The sequence below is a fragment of the Mesorhizobium sp. LNHC229A00 genome (assembly GCF_000502415.1).
Taxonomy (GTDB): domain Bacteria; phylum Pseudomonadota; class Alphaproteobacteria; order Rhizobiales; family Rhizobiaceae; genus Mesorhizobium.
Genome location: NZ_AYWQ01000001.1, coordinates 390,694 through 410,429 on the forward strand (window position 1 = coordinate 390,694; position 19,736 = coordinate 410,429).

At 63.2% G+C, this 19,736-nt stretch carries 15 protein-coding genes and 1 pseudogene; 10 read left to right on the plus strand and 6 right to left on the minus strand.

All coding sequences use genetic code 11. The features are described 5' to 3' along the window. Nucleotides 1-60: 60 nt before the first annotated feature. Nucleotides 61-657, minus strand: a complete 597-nt coding sequence (locus tag X742_RS167695) for an XRE family transcriptional regulator (RefSeq protein ID WP_224682457.1) — start codon at nt 655-657, stop codon at nt 61-63. An 891-nt stretch (nt 658-1,548) separates the two neighbouring features. Between X742_RS167695 and X742_RS1000000175395 the strand changes: the two are divergent. Next, nucleotides 1,549-1,650: pseudogene (locus tag X742_RS1000000175395) on the plus strand (nitroreductase); the annotation flags it as partial. A gap of 21 nt (nt 1,651-1,671) precedes the next feature. Here X742_RS1000000175395 and X742_RS167690 read toward each other — a convergent pair. The 5 genes from X742_RS167690 to X742_RS167670 form a co-directional block, all read right to left on the minus strand. Next, nucleotides 1,672-3,114 (minus strand): MFS transporter, encoded by a 1,443-nt coding sequence (locus X742_RS167690; RefSeq protein ID WP_023769830.1) that lies wholly within the window; start codon nt 3,112-3,114, stop codon nt 1,672-1,674. Nucleotides 3,115-3,277: 163 nt separating this feature from the next. Then, on the minus strand, nt 3,278-3,865 hold the full coding sequence (locus X742_RS167685) for a sarcosine oxidase subunit gamma (RefSeq protein WP_023769831.1): 588 nt from the start codon (nt 3,863-3,865) through the stop codon (nt 3,278-3,280). Further along, entirely contained in the window at nt 3,858-6,851 is a 2,994-nt protein-coding gene (locus tag X742_RS167680; protein ID WP_023769832.1) for a sarcosine oxidase subunit alpha, read from the minus strand. The genes X742_RS167685 and X742_RS167680 overlap by 8 nt, the downstream gene beginning before the upstream one ends. Beyond that, a complete protein-coding gene (locus X742_RS167675) occupies nt 6,848-7,144 on the minus strand; it encodes a sarcosine oxidase subunit delta (protein ID WP_015317398.1) in 297 nt (98 codons plus the stop codon). Before X742_RS167675 ends, X742_RS167680 begins: the two co-directional genes overlap by 4 nt. A 24-nt stretch (nt 7,145-7,168) precedes the next feature. Next, nucleotides 7,169-8,428, minus strand: a complete 1,260-nt coding sequence (locus X742_RS167670; protein ID WP_023769833.1) for a sarcosine oxidase subunit beta — start codon at nt 8,426-8,428, stop codon at nt 7,169-7,171. A 197-nt stretch (nt 8,429-8,625) separates the two neighbouring features. Between X742_RS167670 and X742_RS167665 the strand changes: the two genes are divergently transcribed. The 9 genes from X742_RS167665 to X742_RS167625 all read left to right on the plus strand — a co-directional run bounded on the left by X742_RS167665 (nt 8,626) and on the right by X742_RS167625 (nt 19,701). Beyond that, nucleotides 8,626-11,112 (plus strand): mechanosensitive ion channel family protein, encoded by a 2,487-nt coding sequence (locus tag X742_RS167665; protein WP_023769834.1) that lies wholly within the window; start codon nt 8,626-8,628, stop codon nt 11,110-11,112. A gap of 211 nt (nt 11,113-11,323) precedes the next feature. Further along, on the plus strand, nt 11,324-11,587 hold the full coding sequence (locus X742_RS167660; protein WP_015317401.1) for a hypothetical protein: 264 nt from the start codon (nt 11,324-11,326) through the stop codon (nt 11,585-11,587). A gap of 224 nt (nt 11,588-11,811) precedes the next feature. Beyond that, nucleotides 11,812-13,245: a UbiA family prenyltransferase gene (locus X742_RS167655; protein ID WP_023769835.1), complete on the plus strand. Its 1,434-nt coding sequence runs from the start codon at nt 11,812-11,814 to the stop codon at nt 13,243-13,245. 2 nt (nt 13,246-13,247) lie between these two features. Then, a complete protein-coding gene (locus X742_RS167650; protein ID WP_023769836.1) occupies nt 13,248-14,597 on the plus strand; it encodes an FAD-binding oxidoreductase in 1,350 nt (449 codons plus the stop codon). 123 nt (nt 14,598-14,720) lie between these two features. Beyond that, the gene (locus tag X742_RS167645; protein WP_023769837.1) at nt 14,721-15,155 is read left to right on the plus strand and encodes an EamA family transporter; all 435 of its coding nucleotides are present in this window, start codon (nt 14,721-14,723) and stop codon (nt 15,153-15,155) included. Next, the gene (locus X742_RS167640; protein ID WP_023769838.1) at nt 15,152-16,159 is read left to right on the plus strand and encodes an NAD(P)-dependent oxidoreductase; all 1,008 of its coding nucleotides are present in this window, start codon (nt 15,152-15,154) and stop codon (nt 16,157-16,159) included. The genes X742_RS167645 and X742_RS167640 overlap by 4 nt, the downstream gene beginning before the upstream one ends. Nucleotides 16,160-16,219: 60 nt before the next feature. Continuing rightward, a complete protein-coding gene (locus X742_RS167635; protein WP_023769839.1) occupies nt 16,220-17,692 on the plus strand; it encodes an aspartate aminotransferase family protein in 1,473 nt (490 codons plus the stop codon). Between the two features lie 21 nt (nt 17,693-17,713). Continuing rightward, nucleotides 17,714-18,946, plus strand: coding sequence for a glycosyltransferase 87 family protein (locus X742_RS167630; RefSeq protein ID WP_023769840.1), 1,233 nt, complete (start codon nt 17,714-17,716; stop codon nt 18,944-18,946). Continuing rightward, a complete protein-coding gene (locus X742_RS167625; RefSeq protein WP_023769841.1) occupies nt 18,943-19,701 on the plus strand; it encodes an FkbM family methyltransferase in 759 nt (252 codons plus the stop codon). Before X742_RS167630 ends, X742_RS167625 begins: the two co-directional genes overlap by 4 nt. Nucleotides 19,702-19,736 lie beyond the last annotated feature (35 nt).

The window sequence follows — 19,736 nt, forward strand, 5'->3', positions numbered from 1 at the left end:
TTATTTTTGTTTGATGCCTGTCGTTATCCCAAACCGCTGCTCAGTTTGGGCGATATGCGCTCAATAGACCGGCGGCGAAACCACCCAGATGACAACCGCCGGTTCGCTGCCCGGATTGCGCCAGCGGTAAGGCTTGCCTTCGAAGCGGAAGGAGTCGCCTTCGCCAAGCCGGTGCCAGACGCCCGCAATCTCGATGTCGAACTGCCCCGACGCGATGTATCCGGCCTCCTCGGTCGGCCGGCGGGCCTCGTTCTTCAACTCCGCGCCCGGCGCGAAGACAGACCGCACCATCTCGAAGGTACCACCGAGGTCCGGTGACAGAAGCTCCTCCACGAGGCCGGATTCGCTGGTGCCAAGCGTGCGGCGCTTGCCGGCGCGTACCACGACGCCGCGCTCGCTTTCCACGGGCACGTCATGGCTGAAGAAGAGGCTGATCGGCACGCCGAACAACTCCGCGAAGGCCCTGAGATCGCTGAGCGACGGCGTCGACAGCCCGCGTTCGACCTGGCTGACCCAGCCGACCGAACGGCCGAGCTTCAGCGCGATCTCGGCCAGCGTAAGCCCGCGCACCCGGCGCAACGCTCTGATGTCGCCGGCCAGCACTCGCTCGTCAGGTCCCTGCAATGTTCGTGCGGTAGGGGAGGCCAAATCGCTCACTTCATGAAAATTTTCAGGCGAATTTCATGAGAAATGAGGCTCATGAAAAAATCAAGTAGATTTTCACCAATGCTCAAGATTTGCTTGCAGGATTTTGACGGTTCATGCAAAGCCTCCGCCGCGAGCGGCGAGTGGGGACGTCCGATCGCGAACATGGCTAAGGGACGGCCCATGCTGGAAAAGAAGGCTCGAATCGCGGTTGACGCCGAAATCGTCGACGATGCGATCATGTCGCGCCGTTCGGTGCGCGCATTTCTGCCCGACATGATCGACGACGAGACGATCCGTGACATACTGACTGTTGCGGCGCGCGCTCCTTCCGGCACCAACATGCAGCCTTGGCGGGTCTACGTTACCAAGGGCGGGACCAAGCAGCGGATCACGGATGCCATCATGAATTCCGGCATCCGTGCCGAAAAAGCCGACTGGGACGAATATCGCTATTATCCGACCCAGTTCTTCGAGCCTTACCTCACCCGCCGCCGTGCCAACGGGTTCGGCCTCTATGGCGCGCTCGGCATAGGACGTAGGGAAGTCGACAAGATGCGTGCCCAGCACGACCGCAACTTCGTCTTCTTCGACGCGCCGGTCGGCATGATCTTCACCATCGACCGCCGGCTCAACCAGGGTTCGTGGATCGATTACGGCATGTTCCTGCAAAACATCATGGTCGCGGCGCGGGGCAGGGGTCTGCATACCTGTCCGCAAGCGGCCTTCGCGCCCTATCACCGCCAGATCCGGCCGGTGCTCGGCATTCCCGACGAGGAGATCGTCGTCTGCGGCATGGCGCTCGGGTATGAAGACACATCCAAGCCCGAGAACGCCTTCCGCACCGAACGTGAGCCGCTCNTCGTGATGTGACTGGAGTTCAGACGTGTGCTCTTCCGATCTGTCTGCGGCATGGCGCTCGGGTATGAAGACACATCCAAGCCCGAGAACGCCTTCCGCACCGAACGTGAGCCGCTCGAGGAATGGGTGAGGTTCAGCGAATAGGCTGCGTCCGCCGCAAGCCCGCTATTCCGTATTCATGTGCGCGCCGTGGCCACTCACATGGGCGCCGTCCTGCGGCGTCAGCTTGAGATAGGCTGATAGCGCGCAGAGCGTGATTACGCCTTCGATCACGAACAGGATCCGGAAGTCGCTGGCGACGGCAGGCCCGCCGCCGGCGAGAAACGACAGCATCGCAGCCGCCAGGCCGACGCTGATGGCGACCGCCAGTTGCCACAGGATATAGTAGAGCGCGCTGAAACGGGCGAGCTGCTCCGGCGCGATGTCGGAATAGGCGAGGTTGCCGGTTGAGGCCCATTGCACCGAGCGGAAGACGCCGAAGACGAAGATGTAGGTGAGCGTGATCCAGACCGGGGTTGTTGCCTGCACCAAGGCGAAGCCCGCGACCATGGCGGCAACCACGGGCGTGTTGAAGACCAGCACGCGGCGAAAACCGAAACGGTTGAGGAGGCGTGGCATGAAGACACGCATACCCACCGAACCGACCGCCGCCACGAAGGTCAGCGATCCCGCCTGCACCGCGCTCATGCCGAAGCCGAGCTGGAACATCAGCGGCAGCAGGAAGACGACGGAGCTGAGGCCGATCGTGTCCAGGCCGCCGCCGGTAAGAAACGAGATGCGGAAGGTGCGGATGCGCAGGAGCTTGAGATCGAGCAGCGGATTGCGCACGCGCAGGCAGTAGAAGGAGGCTGCCGTCAGGATGATGAGCGCCAGCGCAAGCTCGGCCGCGATCATGCCGCCGGCGGCGTCTTTCGACGCCAGCGAGTCCATGCCGAAGACCAGCAGCAGCATGCCGCTGCCGACCAGCGCAAAGCCTTGAAAATCGAACCGCGTGCGCACCGGCTTGGTCATCGTCGGGAACAGCGAGGCGGCAAGGATCGCGGCCGCGAGCGCGAACGGCACGTTGATGAAGAAGATCCAGCGCCAGGAGATGTAGGTAGTCAGCGCGCCGCCGACGAGCGGACCGACCAGCGGTCCGGACTGGCCGGCCAGCGATATGTACATGTTGATCTTCAAGGTCCGGCTGCGCGGGAAGGTCGACAGGATTACGACCTGGCCAAGCGTTCCCATCAGCGCGCCGCCGAAGCCCTGCAGCGCGCGGGCGCCGACCAGCATCCAGAGGTCGTTCGAGAGCCCGCACATGGCCGAAGCAGCGGCAAACACCAGCAAGGCAAAGCAATAGACGTTGCGCAGCCCGAAACGGTCGGCCGCCCAGCCGCCGAGCGGCATCGAGATGATCAGGCTGGCGACGTAGACGGTGATCAGCAGGCCGAGCTGGCTAGGCGGACGGCCAAGGCTTTGGCCGATGCCCGGCAGCGCCGTCACCACGACGTTCTGGTCGAGGCTGGTCATGAACACGCCGCAGGCGACTGTCAGTGGCAACAGGAGCAAGGCTCTGGCCGGCACATCGGCGCGATCGGTAGCGCCGGCGGATAGTTCAGCGGTCATGGGGATGTTCGAACCAAATATGCCGACTCTGAGAGGGGATTTTCATACCCCTTTGGACCGGTTGGGCGGCCACCTTTTCTATCATGGGCGCGCTCGGCAGGATTCTCTAGCGGCAGAACCAGCCGGCATTGAGGCCAGAGGCCGCGGCTCTAAGGCCGCATGCCTACTGCACCTCGTAGCCGACTTCCTCGCTTGCGTGGCACAGCGCCTTCCAGAACGAGCGGGCGAAGGAGCGAAAGACATAGATGTCGAACTGGTCGGTGCCGGTGCGCTGGATCTGGGCGAAGACATCGTGATGCATTGTCGAGCGGCCGGCGCCGACCGGAAAGGCAGGCAGGGCGAAGTCGATGGCGAAGAATTTCGACAGCACCCATTCGGCTTTCGGCCCGGCAATGCGGATCGCGGTGCGGCCATGCGACAGGTCCGTCACCGTGCCGATGGCCGGCGTCACCGCCTTGGTCAATGCTACGGCCAGTCCTTCGGCTTCATCGGTCACCGTGAATTTTCCCGGCGCGAAACCGAATACCGCTTTCACGCCGTCGCTCGAGCCGCCGCCGGCGCCATCGGGCAGAGCAAGCCCGGTCACGGTGCGGATGGCCTCCATCAGTTTCTTTTCCTCGCCGGGCCATGCCGCGAGTTGCACGATCGAGCCCGGCCTGGTTTCGGTGAGCAGGATCTCGACGCCACGTTCGAAATTGCCGTGCGAGCCGACATTGAACTCCGGCTCGAGGGGCGATTGACGCTCAGCCATGCATGCGGGTTCCTTCCGGATCGTAGAAGTGGGTGGAGACAATCTCCACGGGTCCGAAGCGGTTGCGCAAGGGATCGGAGACATGCGCACGCGTGCCGTGCCTGGCCTTGCCGCCCTTGACCAGCGCCAGCGCGATATGCTTGCCGAGCGCCGGCGAATAGCAGCAAGCGGTGATGTGCCCGATCGAGCCGTGCGGATTGGCTTCGTCGACGTCCTCGACAATGTGCGCGCCGCCATTGAGCGGCCGGTTGTCGAGCGCGATCAGGCCGACCAGATCCAGCCGCTCGGACGCGACGAGACCTTCCCGATCCATCATCGCGGAGCCGATGAACGGCTTTTTCTTCGACAGCATCCAGTCGAGATGCAGGTCGCGCGCGGTGGTGCGGCCATCGATCTCGGCGCCGGTGACATGGCCTTTCTCGATGCGCATCGTGCCCAGCGCCTCGAGGCCGTAGGTGACCAGCCCGAACGGCTTGCCGGCCTCGACCAGCGCTTCCCAGACATGGGTGCCATGGCCGGCGCCGGAATAGACCTCGAAGGCCATTTCGCCGGAGAAGGAAAGCCGGCAAATCATCACCGGGACGCCTGCGATCTCGCCGTGCACGATGCCCATGAAGGGCAAGGTGGCGTTGTCCACGGCAGTGCCGGTGACGCAGGCTGCCAAAATCTGCCGCGCTTTCGGGCCGCCGATCGCGGCTCCCGCCCATTGGTCGGTCACCGAGGTGACGTGGACCTTGAGTTCCGGCCAGATCACGTCGAGGAAATATTCCAGATGCTGCATCACCTTGCCGGCATTGGCCGTGGTGGTGGTCATCAGGAAATCCTGTTCGCCCAGCCGCCAGGTGGTGCCGTCGTCGAAGGCAAAGCCGTCCTCGCGCAGCATCAGCCCATAGCGCGCCTTGCCGACGGCGAGCGTCGAGAACATGTTGGTGTAGACACGGTCGAGGAACGCGGCGGCGTCGGGACCCTGCACGGCGATCTTGCCCAGCGTCGAGACATCGACGATGCCCGCGCTTTCGCGCGTCGCCTTGGCTTCGCGCACATAGGCCTGTTCGACAGTTTCGCCCGAAAGCCCGTAGATCATCGGGCGGTACCAGAGGCCGGCGGAGTACATGGTCGCGCCATTGTCGACATGCCAATCATGCATCGGCGTCAGCCGCTCGGGCTTGAGGTCGCCGAAGCGCTCGGCTGCCAGCGAGCCGATCGAAACCGGCGCGAAGGGTGGCCGGAAACGGGTGGTGCCGACTTCTGGGATGGGTTTGCCGAGTGCTTCCGCCATGATGGCAAGGCCGGGGACGTTGGAGCTCTTGCCCTGGTCGGTGGCCATGCCGAGTGTGGTGTAGCGCTTCAGGTGCTCGACAGAGACGAAGCCTTCGCGATGCGCCAGGCGGACATCCTCCGCCGTGACGTCGTGCTGAAAGTCGACAAAGCTCTTGCCGCTGCCCTTGATTTCGAACACCGGCGCGGGATTTGGATCTCCGGAAGGTGCCTCGACAGTGGGCAGCGCCGCCGGCGTTGGGGTCCCGCCACTCGCGGCAAGGCCCGCGGCGCGCCCTTCGGCCATCGCCTCTACCGTCGAAAAGCTGCCGGTGAACGCGCCGGCGCCGATCCAGCTTTGCGTCGGCTTGGGCGGCAGGAAGGCCTGCCGGGCCGCGTTCCATTCAGCCTTGGCGCCGGCCTGGCTGGCCAGATGGATGGTCGGCGACCAGCCGCCGGACATCAGCACGCAATCGGCGTGGATGCTGCGCGCATCGCCGCTCAGCGCACCCGCGACCATGTCGAAGCGCTGAACCTTGAGGCCGGACAAGGCCTTGCCGCCTTCCGTGCCGACCACCGCATGGCCGGAAAGCAGTTCCGCCTCGGCTTCGCCGGCCAGGGCGCCCATCTCGGCGGATGGTGGCGCGCGCACGTCGACGATGGCAACGATCGCCGCTCCTGCCTGCTTCAGCGCCAGCGCCGAACGGTAGGCGCTGTCATTGTTGGTAAACAGCACGATCCGCTGCCCCGGCAGCACGCCGAATTCGTTGGCGTAGCGCGCCGCCGCATGCGCCAGCATCACGCCGGGCCGGTCATTGCCCGGAAACACCAGCGGCCTTTCGAAGGCGCCGGTGGCCAGCACCACGGATCCGGCGCGGATCGCCCAGTATCGATGGCGCGGCTCACCCTTGGCGGGCTGCGCCTTGTGGTCGCTGACCCGCTCGAGCGCGGCAAGCGTATTGTTGTCGTAGTAGCCCCAGACGGTGGTGCGCGGCAGAAGCCGGACATTGTCTCGCGCTTCAAGCTGGGCCACGGTACGCCGCACCCAATCAGCGGCGGGGGCGCCATCGATGGTTTCGCCGGACCAGTTGGCCGATCCGCCGAAGCGCGGCTCGAGATCGGTCAGGATCACACGGGCGCCCTGATCGGCGGCTGCCTTGGCGGCCATTAGCCCGGCCGGGCCGGAGCCGACCACAAGCACATCGCAAAAGGCGTTCATGCGCTCGTAGCGGGCCGGGTCCTTCGCCGATCCGGCGCTGCCGAGGCCGGCGGCGCGGCGGATGAACTGTTCGCAGAACATCCAGAAGCGCGTGCCTTTCAACGGGCCGACAACCGGTCCCATGAAGGTCTTATAGTAGAACCCGGCCGACAGCAGTTTGCCGCCGAGCTGGTTGACGGCATGGATGTCGAAGGCAAGCGAGGGGAAACGGTTCTGGCTGACGGCGACCAGCCCGTCATGGATCTCGACCATTGTCGCCGGAATGTTGGGTTCGCGCACCTCGCCCTTCAGCACCGTCACCAGCGCGTTGGGCTCCTCGACGCCCGCGCTCAGCAGGCCGCGCGGCCGATGGTATTTGAAAGAACGTCCTAACAGGGTGACGCCATTGGCCAGCAGCGCGGACGCCAGCGTGTCGCCGCCATGCCCGGTATAGGCAACGCCGTCGAAGGTGAAGCGGATCGTCTTCAGCCGGTCTATGCGGCCGCCGGTGTCGGTGCGGCGCGGGCTCATGGCTTGTCCTCCGCCTTGCGGCGAGCGGCCGAGCTGTGATCGCCACGCGCGAAGGCGACACTGGAAATCTCGTGCGTCAGCGTGTTGCGCACGACCCTCAGGTGAGCCCGGCAGCCACCGGAATGTTGCCAGATTTCATTGTGGTCGCCGGCCGGGTTCAGCCGGTCGTAGACATAGGCATTCCAGGCCTCGAAATTCTGCGAAGCGGGGTCGGGACGTTCGCGGTTGCCGTCACCCTGATAGGTGAACTCGATGACATCGCGCGGGCCGCAATAGGGGCAAGTGATCAGCACGGAATGTTCCTAATGAAGCCTTGTCTAGTGAAGCCTCGGGTTTGCACCCTGGCCCTTGTCGTCGATCACCAGCCCGCGATGAAAGCGGTCCAGCGTGAACGGGGCGTTGAAATCGTGCGGTTGATCCTTGGCGATGGTCCAGGCAAAGCACCAGCCGGAAGCGGGCGTTGCCTTGAAGCCGCCATAGCACCAGCCGCAATTGAGATACATGCCGGGCAGGGGCCCCATGGTGATGATCGGCGAGCCGTCCATCGACATGTCGCAGACGCCGCCCCAGGAGCGCAGCATGCGCACACGCGCAAGGCCCGGGAAAAGGGCCAGCATCTCGCTCATCACCTCGTCAACGATGGGCAGGTTGCCGCGCTGAGCGTAGCTGTTGTAGCCGTCGATGTCGCCGCCATAGACAAGGCCGCCCTTGTCGGACTGCGACATGTAGAAATGGCCCATGCCGAAGGTCACGACCGTGTCGATGAAGGGTTTCAGCGATTCGGTGACGAAGGCCTGCAGCACATGGCTTTCGATCGGCATCGTCTCGACGCCGGCGAGTTGCATGACCCGTCCGGTGCTGCCAGCCACCGCGACCGCTACCTTCTTGGCCCTGATATCGCCGCGCGAGGTGGCAACGCCGGTAACCCGGTCGCCGTCGCGCAGGAAACCGGTGACCTCGCAATTCTCGATGATGTCGACGCCGCGCCGGTCTGCGCCGCGCGCATAGCCCCAGGCGACGGCATCGTGCCGGGCGGTGCCGGCCCGCCGCTGCATCAGGCCGCCGACCACGGGAAAGCGTGCATCATTGGAGATGTCGAGCGCCGGGATCAGGCGCTTGATCTCGGCTGGTGTCATCAATTCCGCATCGACGCCGAGATGGCGCATCGCGTTGCCGCGTCTTGCGTAGTCGTCGAACTGAGCCGGCGTGTGCGCCAGATTCAGGCAGCCGCGCTGTGAGAACATGACATTGTAATTGAGCTCGTGCGACAGGTTTTCCCACAGCTTCATAGAATGTTCGTAGAAGCGGGTGTTGGCGGGCAGCAGGTAATTCGAGCGAACGGCCGTGGTGTTGCGGCCGACATTGCCGGACCCCAGCCAGCCTTTCTCCAGCACCGCGACATTGGTGATGCCGTGTTCCTTGGCTAGATAGTAGGCGGTCGCCAGCCCATGCCCGCCGCCGCCGATGATGATGACGTCGTAGGAGGCCTTCGGATCCGGCTTGCGCCAGGCCGGCTTCCAGTCCTTGTTTCCCTTGAGCGCGTTCGCGAGCAGCGAAAGGGCCGAGTACTCTGCCATGTGTATGATGTCCGTTGCGGGCGATGCGGCAGACTATAGAGCAGGGGGCTGATGCAAAGCCAATATTGCGCCATCGCCTTTCGACTGGCCGACGCTTGAGCAGCGCGATCGTCGCGGTGACTTGCCCCATGATATGGCCGTCTTTATCAAGGACAGGCTTTTTGATGCCTTTGCCGCCCGCGAGCCGCCTATTCATCATGTTTTTTCGATTGCTTCGCCTCATCCTGGTCCTGGCGCTTGTCGTTTCGGCGCCGCTGTCGTTCGAGGCGGCGGCGCAAGGCGTTGGCCAGGCGCCCGCCGGACTGGTCGCCGACCAGCAAAAGATCATTCAGGGCCTGGCGACAAAGGCCGACAATTTCGAGAAGCAGATACAGCAGGATGGCGAGGACGACAGCAACCTCGTCGACATCCGCCTGCAGCTCGAGGAATTGTCACGGCAATCGCTGACCAGCGCGCTGGCGTTCCGCACACGGCTGGGCGAAATCAACAGCAGGCTCGAACAGCTCGGGCCGCCGCCCCCCTCCGGCCAACCGGCTGAACCCGGCATCGTCAGCGCCGAACGCGAGGGGCTGACATCCGAAAAGGCCGAGATCAACGCGGTCATCGCGCAAGCTCAATCCTTGTCGATCCGCATCAGCGGGCTGATCGACAAGATCGGCAACATGCGCAGCGCGCTGTTCCGCAATCTTTTGACCAAGCGCTACGTGCTCTCGGACGCGTTGAGCCCTCAGGTGTTTTCCGATGCGCGCGACGAGTTCGGCAATTTCTACAAGGCGGTGTCGTCCTGGCTGAGCTTCGCCATCAAGTTCAAGTTCCAGGCTATCCTGGCGGCGACTTTCGTGGCGCTCGGCCTGGCGCTGGTGCTGCTGGTCGGCGGGAGGCGCCTGTTCGGGCGGGTGTTCGAGGCCGATCCGACCAATGAGGACCCATCCTATCTCAGCCGCCTGTCGGTGGCCTTCTGGTCGACCTTGCTGCCGACGCTGGCGGTGGCCGCCTTTCTCGGCTCGACTATCTTCTTCTTCAATTACTACAACGTGTTGCGCGGCGATATTGGCCTCTTCCTCAATGCGTTGGCCACCGTCATCGGCGTGGTGTTCTGTGTCAATCGGCTGACCAACGCGGCACTCGAACCGCGTTTGCCCAACTGGCGGCTCATCCCCGTCGAAACCGGGCCGGCGCGCTGGCTGGTCCGCCTGACCACCGCCATGGCCGTGGTGATCAGCTTCAACACCTTCCTGTCGGTCGTGAACGACAAGATGGGGTCGCCGCTGTCGCTGACCATCGCGCGCAGTTTCGTCGCCACCATCATCGTCGGCGTTATCCTGATCCTGATGGCAATGCTGAGGCCGTTCAGGGCGCGTGACGGAAGCTGGCGCCCATGGCCGGCCTGGCTGCGCTACACCTCGCTCGGGCTGGGGCTTTTCACCATCATCGCGGCGCTGCTCGGGTATATCGGCCTTGCTCTGTTCGTCTCGCTACAAGTCGTGGTCACAGGCACCGCGTTGATAACGGCCTATATCGGCTTCCTGTCGGCGCAGGCGATCGGCGAGGAGGGTGCTTTCGCCAACACCTCGGTCGGGCGTTGGCTGTCGGCCAATTCCAGCTATGAAGATACCGCACTCGACCAGCTCGGCCTTGTCGTCAGCATTGCCATCAACGTGATGATAGTGCTGGTGTTTCTGCCGCTGATCCTTTTGATGTGGGGCTTCCAGCCCGGCGATATCGAGGCGTGGGCGTACAAGCTCGCCACCGGAATCAATATCGGTTCGGTGACCATTTCGGTCACCGGCATCCTGTCGGGCATCGTCGTCTTCGTCATCGGCTATTTCCTGACGCGCTGGTTCCAGGGCTGGCTTGACGGCTCGGTCATGGCGCGCGGCAAGGTCGACGCCGGTGTGCGCAACTCGATCCGGCTGGCGGTCGGCTATGCCGGCGTGGCACTCGCCGCGCTGGTCGGCATCTCGGCGGCCGGCATCGACCTTTCCAGCCTGGCGCTGGTCGCGGGTGCTCTTTCCCTCGGTATCGGCTTTGGCCTGCAGAATGTGGTGTCGAATTTCGTCTCCGGCCTGATCCTTTTGGCCGAGCGGCCGTTCAAGGTCGGCGACTGGATCGTGGCCGGCGACGTCAGCGGCACGGTCAAGAAGATCAGCGTGCGTGCCACGGAGATCGAGACTTTCCAGCGGCAGTCGGTGATCCTGCCCAATTCGAACCTGATCAACAACGCCGTCGGCAACTGGACGCACCGCAACAAGCTCGGTCGCATCGACATCAAGGTGGGCGTCGCCTATGGCAGCGACGTCAAGCAGGTCCACGCGGTGCTGCTGGATATCGCGCGCAGCCATCCGCTGGTGCTGAAGAACCCCGAGCCTTTCGTCTTGTTTTCCAATTTTGGACCCGCCGCACTCGAATTCGAGATCCGCGTGTTCCTGGCCGATGTGATGAACGGCAACATCGTGCAGAACGACGTCCGCTTCACCGTGCTGGAAAGATTCGACGACCAGCACATCGAAATCCCGTCCACGCCGCGCGCGGTCGTCGAGGCCAAGAAGCACGTGGCATGGCCGACCGACGACGACAAGATCGAGGCCGATTTCGCCGAACGGGAAGAGGCCAAGGCGCGAGCCGAGGCCGAAGCGAAAAAGCTGCCGAAGCAGCGCAAGTCGAAGAAACCCGATCCGGATTAGGCTCTGGATCCTCCTGCCGGGCTGCCATTGCCGACAACACCGCATTGCCGCGCGGCCAGGTTGACGGGGGTATGTGCGAAAGCCAAAGCCAATTGCGGCATGAATGCGGCATTCAGTTGCGGTTCAGCTTCCATCTCATATAAGTTCCCATGCAAAGGCGAGAATGCCTTGTGGAAATGCAACAGAGGCGGTGGGAACACCGATATTGCAAATGTGGAAGTCTCTCGTCGCTGCCGTGGCCTTGCTCGCCGTGAGCGGCTCGGCCCATGCCGCTAGCGCGGTCAACAAGGACGCCGAGACACGCACGCTGGTCGTGACCGAGGGCGGCAGCAAGACCGAGCTTGCGCTGGCTGGCGGTGAAACCGTCGAGTTCTGCCAGAGTGGCTGTTTTGTCACCTTGCCCAATGGCGACCTTGAAGCGCTGACCGGTTCGGAAACCGTGGAGATTTCAGGCGGCGTCGCCCGCATCAAGTAATCTCGGTCGCATGATTGGAAAGGCCGGGCGTTTGCTCGGCCTTTTATCGTTTCCGGTAGCTGTTTTTTAACAATGACGATGGAAATACGGCAGCGGCAGCCCTTTGCAACCGTACGTTTTAATGTTCGCTAGGCGATCCCCCGCTATACCAGCATCAAGACGCCGAAACACGGCGCTCAACGGGTTCCGGTTTCCGGATCAGACGCTGGCAGGGCAGGACGGGCATGGACGCGCGGTCGGACAGGAACGCAATACCGCTTGCGGTCGATCTCGACGGCACGCTGATCGCGACGGACCTTTTATGGGAAGGATTGTTCATCCTCCTCAAGAAGAACCCGCTCTATTTCTTCCTGGTGCCTTTCTGGGTTGCCGGCGGACCGGCGCGGCTGAAGCAGGCGATCGCCCAACGCATCGACATCGACCCCGCCACGCTGCCCTATCGGGCGCCACTGCTCGACCGGCTCCGCACCGAGCACGCCGAAGGCCGCAAGCTCGTACTGGCCACCGGCACGCCGCGCAAGTTCGCCGACGCCATTGCTGTCCATCTCGGCATTTTCGACCGGGTACTGGCCACCGACGGCCTCGACAATCTCACTTCGGGAAAGAAGCGAGCCTCGCTCCTTGCGGCCTATGGCGATGCCGGTTTCGACTACGCCGGCAACAGCCGCCATGACCTCCAGGTCTTCGACGCGGCGCGCAGCGCGATCGTGGTGGCGCCGGACCGTCATGCCGCGCGCTGGCAGGCGGCGCATGGTGCCGAAACGATGCCGGCGCCCAAGCCGACATTGCGGACCATCGTCAAGATGCTGCGCGTCCACCAGTGGCTGAAGAATTCGCTGATCGCCGTGCCGATGATGCTGTCGCACGAATACTTCAATTCAAACATGATCTGGGAATGCCTGCTGGCGGTCATCTCGTTCAGCGCGGTGGCGTCGGCGATCTATATCCTCAATGATTTCTTCGACCTTGCGCTCGACCGCAAGCATCTGACCAAGCGCAACAGGCCGTTCGCCAGCGGTGCGCTGTCTATTCCGTTCGGCCTTGGCGCAATCGCGGTGCTGCTGGCGATCGGCGTCGGCACCGGGCTGTTCCTGTCGCTTGAATTCCTGGCTGTGCTCGGTGGCTACATGGTCGTCACCACGGCCTATTCGCTATCGTTCAAGCGCATGCTTCTGGTCGACGTGCTGACGCTTGCCGGCCTCTACACCATTCGTGTGCTCGCCGGCGCGGCCGCCACGGGCGTCGACGTCTCGTTCTGGCTGCTCGCCTTCTCGATCTTCTTCTTCCTGTCGCTGGCACTGGTGAAGCGCTTTGTCGAATTGCGCACCACAGCCATTCCGCCCGGCGAACGCATTGCCGGCCGCGGCTATCGCACCGAAGACCAGGAGATTGTCGCCCAGGCCGGCATGGCTTCGGCGTTCTCCTCGGCGCTGGTGCTGGCGCTCTACATGGACAGCGTCGCGGTGCGCGAACTCTATCCGCATCCCTGGCTGATCTGGCCGCTGGCGCCGATCGTGCTTTATCTCACCATGCGTGTCTGGATCCTGGCGCGCCGCGACGAAATGCACGACGACCCGGTCGTCTTCATCATTCGCGACTGGCGCAGCCAGATCGTGGTGGCGATCGGCGCGGTGCTGCTGGTCATCGGGGGCTGGTAGGCATGGCGGAACGCCTCCAGAGCTTTGGCCTTGCCACGCCGCCAGCGGCAAGGGCGATCCAAGCCGATGACGCCATTGCGCTGCTGAAGGGCGGCCAGGCCAGGCAAGCGTCGCTGCTTGCCTATGGCAACGGCCGATCCTACGGCGATTCCTGCCAGAACCAGCTCGGCACTGTCGTCGACATGCGGCCCCTGAACCGCATTCGCGGCTTCAACGCCGAGAGCGGTCTGCTCGAAGCGGATGCCGGGGTGCTGCTCGCGGATGTCATTGCACATGCCGCGCCTCATGGCTTCTTCCCGGCGGTGGTGCCCGGCACACAATTCGTCACGCTCGGCGGCGCCATTGCCAACGATGTCCATGGCAAGAACCATCACCGGCGCGGCACGTTCGGTTGCCATGTGGAAAGCTTCACGCTGCTTCGGTCGGATGGACACAGCTATCGCTGCTCTGCGACCGACAATCCGTGCCTGTTTCGGGCGACCATCGGCGGTATGGGCCTCACCGGCCTGATCCTGTCGGCTTCGATCCGGCTGATGCGGGTTTCGTCGCTCGATATCGTGGAAAAGACGACGCGTTTTCGCGACCTCCGCGAATATTTCGATCTTGCCGAAGCGGCGGACCAGGCCAATGAATATGCCGTCGCCTGGATCGACCAGCTCGCCGGTGGCCGCAACAGCGGACGGGGGCTGCTGTTTACCGGCAACCACGCCGAGCACGGCTCGCACGCGGCCGCGCGTGCGAGCGCGAAATTCTCCGTTCCGCTCCAGCCGCCTTTCAACGTGCTCGGCCGACCGTTCCTGACCGCTTTCAACGCAGCCTACAGGTGGAAAAAGGGGCAGTCCAAGGCGCCGCGCCGGGTCGGATACCAGGGCTTCTTCTTCCCGCTCGACGGTGTGCGCGACTGGAACAGGCTCTATGGCCCGAAAGGTCTGTTCCAGCATCAGAGCGTGGTCCCGGAAGAGGCCGCGCGCGCAACCGTGCCGGCACTGCTCACGGCGGCCAGGCAGGCCGGGCAGGGGTCGTTCCTCACCGTCTTGAAGCGCTTCGGCGGCGTCCGCTCGCCGGCACTGCTGTCGTTCCCTCGTGCGGGTTACACGCTGACGCTGGACTTCCCCAACAGGGGAGCGGCGACGCTTGCGCTGCTCGGCGAACTCGACCGCATGACGATCGCGGCTGGTGGGGCGGTCAATCCTTACAAGGATGCGCGCATGAGTGCCGCAACCTTCGTCGCTTCGTTCCCGGAGTGGCCGAGGCTGGAAGCGCTGCGCGATCCCGCCTTCATGTCCGGCTTCTGGGCGCGCACGGCCGGGAGTATCGACCTGCGGCGGCGCGATGCAGAGGCGGCCGAATAGATAAACTTAGAATGAATTGTGGTTTACGAACGCTTAACATCAACATTTACCCAAAAAATGTCTTCAGGTTCACGAAATCTTTTCAGATTTGTATTACCTAATATCACAGGGGCGGCGGACTACATGAAATATATCGTCTTCATTTTGTTTACGGTCATGACAAATGCTGCTGCGCAGCTGATGCTGAAGCAAGGCATGATGTCGCTCGGACCGATTTCATTCGAGGGCGCCAATCCGCTGATCAAGCTGTTGCAGATCGTCTTCAGCCCCTGGGTCTTCCTTGGCCTGTGCACCTTCGTCATTTCGATGGCCTCGCACCTCTACGTGCTTTCCAAGGTCGAGCTTTCCTTCGCCTATCCGTTTCTGAGCCTGGCTTACGTCGCGGTCGCGATCTTTGCCTATTTCGTCTTCCGGGAGGACCTGAATGGTTGGCGCATCGCCGGCATTGCCTTGATCTGCGTAGGCACGGTGCTGATCGCGCAAAGTGGGCGAGGGCATGAAGATCAGAGCGCTTCCATCACGCCCGACAAGTTACAAGCAAACGAGATCGTTCGATGAGACATGTGATTTTCGGGGGTGACGGCTTTGTTGGCCGTCACCTGGCGCCGAAGCTTGTGGCCGACGGTGAAGAGGTTGTCGTCGCCGACATCGCCAGGAGCGACCTTGCGCATTACCGCACTGTCCGCTTCATCAAGTGCGACGTCACCGACCAAGGCTCGGTTGCCGCGGTCGGGCTGAAGGCCGACGACATGGTCTACAATTTATCGGCCAAGATGCTGTCGCCGATCCAGGTGCGGGCGAAGCGACACGACTTCTTCTTTCCGGTCAATTTCCACGGCACCGAGCACATCCTGCAGGCCATGGACAAGGCTGGTGCCCCCAGGCTCGTCCACTATACGACCGACATGATCTATGGTCACACCGTTACCCAGCCGATGACGGAGGAGCATCCGGTCGCGCCGCTCGGCGAATATGGCTGGTCGAAGCAGAAGACCGAGGAACTGGCGGCCGAATGGCGCAAGCGCGGCATGTCGATCTCGCTGTTTCGCCCGCGCCTTATCATCGGCCCCGGCCGGCTCGGCATCCTCGAAAAGCTGTTCAAGCTGATCGACTGGAACTTTCCCGTGCCGATGATCGGTTCGGGCCGCAACCCCTATCAGTTCATCTCGGTGTTCGACTGCGCCGAGGCGGCGCGCGCCGCGTGGAAGGCCGGTGTGCCCAACGAGGCCTATAACCTTGGGTCGCTCAATCCGCCGCCGGTGAAGAAATTGCTTGGCGACCTGATCCGGCATGCCGGATCGAAGTCGATCCTGCTGCCTACACCCGGCTGGGCGGTCAAGCGCACGCTCGACCTGCTCGACCTCGCAAACATGCCGATCATGGATCCGGAGCAATATCTCATCGCCGACGAGGACTGCGTGCTCGACGTGTCCAAGGCCGAGCGGCAGCTCGGCTGGGTGCCGCGGTACCGCGACGAGGACATGCTGATCGCCGCCTACAGCGAATACCGCGCCAAGAAGACCGGGCCCGCCGTCGCCACCAAACATGTGCCCGCCGAATAGGGGCGCGCCGAAAAGTTTATTGCGCACGACGCCAGTCTCGGGCGCGAACAGGAGATTGAAATGACCGTCATGGCCAAGCCGGAACAGACGAATACGCGCACCCTGGTCAGCGCGCCGACACTGTCGCCCGCCACCACCGCCAAGCCCGATCTGATCAGCGTCGAGCAGGCCAAGTCGATGGATATCGCAGGGATGACCGACCTGTTCAAGGCGCATCTCAACCCCGGCCAGCTGCATTTCATGAAGCTGCTCGGCTTCCACAAGATCAAGATCGAACGTGCTGAGGGCATGTTCTACATCGACCAGAAGGGCCGCAAGATCCTCGATTTCTTCGGCGGCTTCGGGTCGCTGGCCTTTGGCCACAACCATCCGCGCATTCTGGAAGTACGCAAAAAATTCCAGGAGGAAAAGCGGCAGGAAATCGCCATCGCCTTCATGTCGCAATATGCGGCCGCGTTGGCGCACAACATCGCCAAATGTTCGCCTGGCGATCTCGACATGGTGTTTTTGGGCTCGTCCGGCTCGGAAGCGATGGAAGCGGCGGTGAAGCTTGCCGAGCGTGCCGCCGGCCCGAAGCGACCGAAAATCGTCTATGCCGAGAATTCATTCCACGGCAAGACCAAGGGTGTACTGGGCATCACCGACGGCCAGCTCTATCGCGCCGACTTCAGGATGGCCGACAACACCGTCCGCATTCCCTTCGCCGATATCGAGGCCGTAGAGCGCCTGTTCCGCTCCGATCCGGAGATCGGCGTCATCGTGCTGGAAACCATCCAGGGCGGCGGTGGCATCATCCAGGCGCCGACTGAATACTGGCAGAAGCTGCGGGCGCTGTGCGACCAGCATGGTGTGCTGTGGGTCGCCGACGAAGTGCAGTGCGGCTATGGCCGCTCGGGCCGCTTCTATGCCTTCGAGCATCATGGTGTCGTGCCCGATGTGACGGCACTGGCCAAATCGCTGGGCGCCGGCAAGGCCGCTGTCGGCGCGATGATTGCGCGCCGCGAAATCTACATGAAGGCCTACGGCACGCCGAAGACGGCGATGATCCACGCCATGGCCACTTTCGGCGGCATGGGCGAGGCGTGTGCCACTGCGATCGAGGGCATCAACGTGCTTTACGACGAGGGGCTGATCGACAACGCCGCCGTCACCGGCGAGTACCTGCTGCAGCGGCTGCAGACACTAAGGGAAAAATACCCGAAGATCATCAAGGACGTGCGCGGCAAGGGTTTCATGGTGGGGCTGGAGTTCCACGACTTCTCGCAGACCTTGCCGATGGTGCTGCGCCCCATCGTCAGCGTGCTCGACGACAAGCTGAAGGGTTCGCTGTCCGGTTTCGTCGGCGCGCTGCTGCTGCGCGACTACGACGTGCTCGTCGCCTTCACCGAATACAACCGCAATGTCATCCGGCTCGAGCCGCCGCTGATCTGCCGGCGCGAGCATGTCGACCGCTTCGTTGATGCCTTCGACGGTCTCTTGTCGCGCGGCATCGTGGCGATCGTGAAGGATTTCGTCAAAAGCCAAGTCAGCTGAAACGAACGTCGCTGAGAAGACATGCTGACCAAGTCGCCCGCTCCGCAAAATCCACTCGACCGGCTCGCCGAGGCCGGTCTGGCGTGGGGCGAGGGGACCTATGCGCGGCTGGCGGCTCCGATCGGTGCGGCTGCCTTCGCCCTCTATATGCTTTTGACGGCGTTCACGGCCTGGGTGATGCCCGACGCCAACTGGGACATGCTGCCCTATCTCGCAATATCGGAGGAGGGCACCTACCCGGATGCGCAGGCGCTGCATGACTATGCCTACAACACCGTAAAATCGGGAGTCTCGGCGGGCGACTACAAGGCGCTGACCGACGATGGCGACGGTTTCCGCAGCCACATGGCGCAGAACGCCGCCGACTTCCATTCGTTGCTCGGCATGTACCGGATCAAGTTCCTCTATGCCGAAATCCTGTCGACGCTGAGTTCCGTAATGTCGCCAGTCGAAGCGATGCGACTGGTGCAGGTGTTTTCGGTCCTGCTGTTCGGCGCGATCACGCTGCTTTGGCTGCGCGGGGAAAAGGCATTGGCGTTGGCGCCGGTGGTCGGCGCGGTGCTGATCATGGCCGATTTCGGCGACGCCGCGCGCGCTTCGACACCGGACCTGCTTACCTCGGCGCTGTTGCTCGGCGGTCTCTTCACTTATGTCCGAGGCCGCGAGGCGGCGACGGCTATCCTGCTCTTCCTCGCCTTCATGGTGCGGCCGGACAACATAGTTTTTCTCGCCGTTTTCGCTGTGCTGCTGGTCTTGTTCCGGCAGAGGGCCTGGGGCGCGCTGGTCGGGTTTGCCGCTTCGCTCGCCGCGTATTTCGCCATTTCGCACTGGGCCCATCATCCCGGCTGGTGGCCGCATCTGTGGTTTTCCAGTATCGGGCAGCACTACAATATGGACGGGTTCGAGCCGGCTTTTTCCGCCACTGCCTATCTCCGGGCGTTTGCCGCCTCGCTGCTGCGCGCCATCAACCTTAACAGCTGGGTCGGAGTCTCGGTTCTGGCGCTGGCCGGGTGGTTCGCGGCCCACCGCGCCGGCTTCAGGCTCGGTCGCCGCGCGGGCATTCTGTTTGCCGCGCTGGTGCTCGGTGCGCTGGCCAAATTCAGCGTCTTCCCGATTCACGACACGCGCATCTATTTCCCGCATCTGATCCCGCCATTCCTGCTGCTGGCACCGCCTTTCATGGCGTTGTGGGCGGAGGTCGCCGGCGGCCAGCACCGCGCCGCCCTGCACATCATACCAGGAGACAAATCATGAGTTCAGTTTCCAACCTGGCGCGCATTGCCCTGTCGCTCGGCCTTCCCGCCGGCCTGCTCGATCGCGGGCCTTCGCTGCGCGGCACCAAGTTTTTGGCCAAGGCGGCGCTGAAGGCACGCTTCGGTGATACCGGCCGGCCATTCCAGATGGTCAATGTCGGCGCCTGCGATGGCGCGCTGTTCGATGACGTGACGCCGTGGCTGCACCGCATTCCAAGGGCCCGCGCCATGCTGGTCGAGCCGATCCCGTACAACCAGAAACGGCTGCGCGCCAATTACCCTGACACGGACCGCTTCGTCATCGAACCCGTCGCGGTGACGCGAACAAAAGGCACGATCACCGTCCACACCTTTGACGCTGCCGCACTGGAAGCCGGCACGCTGCCGATCGAGTTCATCGGCTGCTCGTCGGTGACCGACACCAATTTGATGTCGGGCAAGAATGCCTGGGGCGAGGCCGACGCCAACTTCAACAAGTTCGCGCCGCATCTGAAAGACATTGAGGTGCCGTCGGAGACCTTGCAGACATTGCTCGACCGCAACGGCATCACCCATATCGACGCCTTCCTCGTCGATTGCGAAGGCGCCGACTGGATCGTGTTCGAGCAACTCGACCTCAAGCGCTATCGTCCCGGCATGATCAAGGTCGAGGTTGGTGCGCTGCCCGCGCCGGAGATCGGACAGGTGGTGGTCAAGCTGAAGACAGCGGGCTACCAGGTCGGCTTCCAGGCCGAGGACGTCTGGGCTTTCGCCTGACGAGTAGATGTTTTTCCTGATTTGCGGAGGGGTCG